Below are 5,297 nucleotides of genomic sequence, written 5' to 3'. Positions count from 1 at the left end.
AGCACCGCGAGCAGCCCGAGTCCGACCGCGCGGTACAGCTCGTACCGCTCGTTGCCGAGGTACCAGTAGACGGCCCAGAGACGGCGCGAGGCGCCGAACAGGAGGAACGCCCCGAACGCGACGAGCCCGACCGTCCCCGACGTATTCTCGCCGCCGCGGCGACGACGGACGAGCCACGCGCCGGCGAGCGCCCCGGCGATCAGCCCGAGCGCGTGTCCCTGCACGGCGACGCTCGCCCACCCCGGCGGCGCCCCGGTAGGAGGGGCTCGCCTCGGCGAACTGGATCGGAGCGCGGAGCGCCTGGTAGGCGACCCCCGCGAACGTGGCCCCCGTGAGCGCCGCGAGCGTCCGGACCGGGTAGTGGACGAGCGCGAACCCCCAGAGCGCGAAGACCACGACCGAGAAGCCGATCACCGGTCCCAGCGCGAACAGCGCGGCGCCGAGACCGAACAGGAACATCGCTCCCGGGACGACGACGAACGCCCGGACGTAGGGGTTCCTCGCTAGCGCCTCGGGAGCGAGGAGGGTCCGCACCGCCTCGGTCGGCGAGCGAACGGGGAACTGGCGCGCTTCGAGCGACTCCCGCGATCGTGATCGAGTTGTCGAACTCGATCTCGCGGCCGTGCGTCGCGACCGCGACGACCCTCGAACACGGCGCACGAGCCGGCGCACACGGTCCGCGACCGGCGCTGGGAGTGCGGACCGCAGCCTCCCCGTCTCGTCGTCGACCCGTCGCCCGCCCGGGAAGTGGCCGTACGCGTACTCGGCGATCGACCCGGCGACGAGCGTCGAGAGGAGGTTCCCGGTGAGGTGGCCGCGGCCGGAGTGGGCGAAACTCGACCAGAGCAGCCCCTCGGGGTAAAAGTACGACCACGACCGGAACGGGATCACGACGGGACGGTTCGGGTTCTCCAGTCCGCTCTGGACGAACAGGTAGACGCAGACGACGCCAGCGACGGCGACGAGGGTCCCCCACGGGACCCCGAGCAGGAACCGCGAGCGGAGCGCCCGGGTCCATGCGCCGCGCGGTCGGTCGGTCCGGTGGACGAGCGCGAGCGCGACGACGACGAGGGCGACACCGACCGCGAGATGGACGGCGTCGGCCGGTATCGCCTCCCAGACCATGTGATGGAGAGATCGGCCGCCCGTATATCAATCCGGGGGTCGTCCCGGCGGCGTCGGAGTCACGGCGACCCCGTCTCTCAGATCTTGCTCTCGGCGTCGTCCGCCAGCTCTTCCATCCGCTTGCCGACGCGGCCGGCCGGTGAGAACTCGTCTTCGCTCATCGCGTTCGCCAGCGCGTTGCCGAGCACGAACACGGCGTGTTTGTGTTCGCTCTTCGATTTGTGGACGTGCGAGGGGTCGACGTCGAGCTCGTCGTAGGGGTCGAAAAGCGAGCTGTCGACGGTCTCGTGCTCGCGGAAGTACTCCATGATCGTCACCATCTGTTCGTGGAGTTCGAGCAGCTCGTCCTTGTGCATACGGCAGGATACGGGCTGTGAGCCCTATAAGGGTTGTTGAGGAGGATACGCACGGCTAGTGGAGCAGAACGCGGCGCCGCGGGGACTCGAAAACGCCGACGGACCACGACCGCCGGCGAGACGGCGTCAGAACACGTACTCGTCTTCGTGGCCCATCATCCCCTCGTCCTCGAACCCACCCGACTCGTCGTCGTCCATCGGGCCGCTCGTCTTGTACGCCTTGATCCCTGTCGACAAGAGCTCCTCGACCGCCTCCTCGCGGTTGAGGAACTCACCCTGCTCGACCATCTGGGCGATCTGCATCTCCAGATGTTCGGGCACGGTGATCTCTACTCGTGGCATTTCTCTCTCGGCAGTTGTGGCAACGTGTATATAAAAGTGGCGTCGAGGATACGGTAATGAGAAACCGAAACCGGATAAACTCGAAAAGAGTATTTCGATAGTCAAAATCGACGTTCGAGTTATCGTAAAACCTGGGCGTGAATTCTCGGCGTCGGAGGGGCCGTTTCGCTCGTCCGCCGAGAGCGACCGCGGTGACGATGGCGACACCCATAGGACCGTCGACGGCGTACCGGGGGACATGACCGACACCAGCGCCACGGACGGCGACACCGCGGCCGACGTGGTCACGGAGGACCTCACGGACCGGTACCGCGAGTACGGCGACGACCGGCTCCCGCCCGGTCAGCGCGAGACCGACGCCTTCCCGGTGCTCTCGAAGGGTGAGACCCCGGCGTGGGACCCCGACGCGTTCGCGTTCGAGGTCTGGGGCGCCGTCGAGGACCGGCTCGCGTTCTCGATCGAGGAGTTCCGTGACCTCCCGTCCGTCACCCAGCGGCAGGACTTCCACTGCGTCACCGGGTGGAGCAAGTTCGACTGCCGGTTCACCGGCGTCCCATTCGCGGAGATCGCAGACCGCGCGGGCGTTCGTGACGACGTCGAACACGTCCTCTTCCACGCGCTCGACGGCTACACGACGAACCTCTCGCTCGACGATTGCACCGAGCCGGGCGTCCTGTTCGCGTACGGGTACGAGGGCGGGGATCTCCCCGCCGACCACGGCGGACCGATCCGGGTCGTCACGCCGCACAAGTACGCGTACAAGGGCGCGAAGTGGGTCTCGGGCGTCGAGTTCCTCACGGAGAAAACGCTCGGGTACTGGGAGAAGCGCGGCTACAGCGATACGGCGAACCCGTGGAACGAGGAGCGGTACGGCTGACCGCTCGCCTCGTCTGCGGCCGGGACGCACGTCGCCTGGGGCTGGCGATGCACGTCGCCTGCAACCGGCGATCTGGTTGCCTGCGGCTGACGATCCCGTCCGTTCGCGGGGGTCGGGAAGCCCGTCCACCGCCGGCTGTCGGACCCGGAACCCGGACCCGTGATAGTCAGGATAAAGGTTCCGCGGCCCCGATCCCTCGGCGATGGAACGGGCGCGTTCGACGTCGTCGCCGACGCTGGTCAGCCGGACGACCGAGATCGACGCGCCGGCGTTCGCGGCCGCGTTCGAGGCGTTCCCGGCGCGCGGACGACGTGGAGCGCGCCCGACGACGCGCTCGTCCTCGGGAGCGGGGCGGCCGCGACGCTGACCGCGAGCGGCCGAGATCGGTTCGCGTCGATTCGCGCCGCCGCCGAGGCGCTGTTCGACTCCGGTGACGTCCACGCCGGCACCGAGGCGGCCCGTCCCCGCGTCTTCGGCGGGTTCGCGTTTCACGAGGGCGCGTGCGCCGGCGAGCCCTGGGGGCCGTTTCCCGAGGCGCGGTTCGTTCTCCCGCGCGTACAGGTCACGTTCGCCGACAACGGCGTCTGGCTCACGGTGAACGCGACCGGCGAGGACGCCGATCCGGACGCGTCGAGAGCCGGCTCGAGCGGGAAGTCGGTCGCCTCTCCGGGATGGCGTACGACGGCCCCCACCCGCCGCGTCCGGGATCACCGAGAGCCGCCGGACGACGAGCCGCGAGGCGTGGCGCGCGGGCGTCGACGCCGCCGTCGACCGGATCCGGTCCGGTGACCTCCGGAAAGTCGTGCTCGCGCAGGCGCTGGAGGCCGACCTGGCGGCGGACTTCCCCCCCGGCCGCGACGCTCGAACGCCTCGCGGCGACGTACCCCGACTGTCACCGGTACTGGTTCGAGCCCGACGGCGCCGACAGCGCCTTCTTCGGCGCCACGCCGGAGCGACTCGTCTCGCTCCGCGGCCGGACGGTCGAGACGGACGCGCTCGCGGGGACGACCGGCCGCGGCGAGACTCCCGCCGAGGACGAGTGGCTCGCCGAGGAGCTGCTCGCCGACGCCAAGAACGTCCACGAGCACGAACTGGTCGCCGACACCGTCCGCGATCAGCTGGAGCCGTTCGCGGCGTCGATCGCCGCCGGCGAGCGGCGGGTCCGACGGCTCGCGACCGTCCAGCACCTCCACACGCCGATCACCGCCGAGCTCCGCGACGACCGGCACGTCCTCGAACTCGTCGAGGCCCTCCACCCGACCCCCGCGGTCGGGGGGCTTCCGCCGGCCCGGGCGCTGGAGACGATCCACGAGACCGAGCCGTTCGACCGCGGGTGGTACGCCGCGCCCGTCGGCTGGATCGACGCCGCCGGCAACGGCGCGTTCGCGGTCGCGCTTCGCTCGGCCGTCGCGGAACGCCGTCGAGCCACGCTCTTCGCCGGCGTCGGCGTCGTCGCCGACTCCGACCCCGACCGCGAGTGGGACGAGGTCCAACTCAAGTACCGGCCGATCCTCAACGAGCTGGAGACCGACGGGGACCGCCGGGATCCGCGAGACGAGAGAGGCGACGCGGGACCGCGGCCGGGCGAGGAACCGGTGGACGGCGACGACTGAATCGACGAGGCGCCGAGCCGCCGCCGCGCGTCACGGCGTCACTGGAACATCTTCAGCGGCTCCGCCTGCGAGCTCTCCTCGTTCGCCTGCTGCATCTGTTCTGCGAGCTGCTGTTTCGCCTCGCGGATCTCCGTGGCCTGGTCGACGAGGCCGTCGGTCGGCGTCTCCGTGCCGGCGATCGGGTCGATCCCGTCGCGGATGAGGATCCGCGCGGCCTCGGGGTCGGGGAACTGCGGGTCCGACTCGACGACGAGCCCGACCGCGTCGCGGCCGCGCTCCAACGACGCCGCCAGCATCGCGCCCGTCGGCCCGGAGATGAGTCCCGCCTCTGGCGGGTCGGCCACCTCGGCACGGGCCAGCGCGTCGTCGCCGTCGCCGGTTGCGATCCCGTACAGCGCCGGAGGTTCCTCACCCTTCTCTCTGGCCAGTCCCGAGAGGAACACCGGGAAGGTGCCCGTCTCGTCGAACCAGCTGTCGAGGCAGCCGGCGACCTCCGCGGCCGCGTTCGGGTGGACCGGCACGTCGCTCCGGAGCGCCACCAGGTCGCGCTCGGGGTCGGCGTACAGCCGCACCGGCGTCGTCGCCGCCGAGTCGTCCTCCTGGTACACCGCGACGGGGGGGGAGCCCGTCGCAGTGGACGTTCGCGTAGTGAACCATCTCGTGCGCGTCGATCATGTGGTCGGTCGCGATCTTGCCCACGAGCCCGACGCCCGGGAACCCCTCGACCAGCGTCGGCTCCGAGAGCGACACTGCCTCGTCCAGAACGGATATGCGAGCCATGCGCGGCGGTACGACGGCAACCGACCTAAAGGTGGGGTGGGGTATTCTCGCCGTGTTAAGTTAAGAACGAGGCGGGACGAGGATTCAGTGCCTATGCCGAAAACCGCCCGCCTCCACCGACGTCTACCGAGTTGGATCAAACTTGGATTTTGTTGGAGCGGAGAGCCGGACACCCCGCGAGATCATTGAAAAGGGTATTACGCC

3 protein-coding genes and 3 pseudogenes are annotated in these 5,297 nt (G+C 69.9%); 2 read left to right on the top strand and 4 right to left on the bottom strand.

The annotated features are described in order from the left end of the window. The 3 genes and pseudogenes from GJ633_RS13575 to GJ633_RS13565 form a co-directional block, all read right to left on the bottom strand. Positions 1-1,125, bottom strand: a pseudogene (locus GJ633_RS13575) (rhomboid family protein); the annotation flags it as partial. A 77-nt stretch (positions 1,126-1,202) separates the two neighbouring features. After that, positions 1,203-1,481 (bottom strand): UPF0058 family protein, encoded by a 279-nt coding sequence (locus tag GJ633_RS13570; RefSeq protein ID WP_156589244.1) that lies wholly within the window; start codon positions 1,479-1,481, stop codon positions 1,203-1,205. A gap of 126 nt (positions 1,482-1,607) precedes the next feature. Beyond that, on the bottom strand, positions 1,608-1,823 hold the full coding sequence (locus GJ633_RS13565) for a cell surface protein (RefSeq protein WP_156589243.1): 216 nt from the start codon (positions 1,821-1,823) through the stop codon (positions 1,608-1,610). A gap of 238 nt (positions 1,824-2,061) precedes the next feature. Between GJ633_RS13565 and GJ633_RS13560 the strand changes: the two genes are divergently transcribed. Together GJ633_RS13560 and GJ633_RS13555 are read left to right on the top strand one after the other, a co-directional pair. Further along, positions 2,062-2,700, top strand: coding sequence for a molybdopterin-dependent oxidoreductase (locus GJ633_RS13560; RefSeq protein ID WP_156589242.1), 639 nt, complete (start codon positions 2,062-2,064; stop codon positions 2,698-2,700). Between the two features lie 202 nt (positions 2,701-2,902). Further along, positions 2,903-4,313 (top strand): annotated as a pseudogene (locus GJ633_RS13555) (isochorismate synthase MenF). 38 nt (positions 4,314-4,351) lie between these two features. Here GJ633_RS13555 and GJ633_RS13550 read toward each other — a convergent pair. Continuing rightward, positions 4,352-5,093 (bottom strand): annotated as a pseudogene (locus GJ633_RS13550) (proteasome assembly chaperone family protein). Positions 5,094-5,297 lie beyond the last annotated feature (204 nt).

Source organism: Halorubrum sp. CBA1125, assembly GCF_009742825.1.
Taxonomy (GTDB): Archaea; Halobacteriota; Halobacteria; order Halobacteriales; family Haloferacaceae; genus Halorubrum.
Note: the sequence above shows the minus strand (reverse complement) of the source record. Positions and strands in the feature narration are given on the sequence as shown.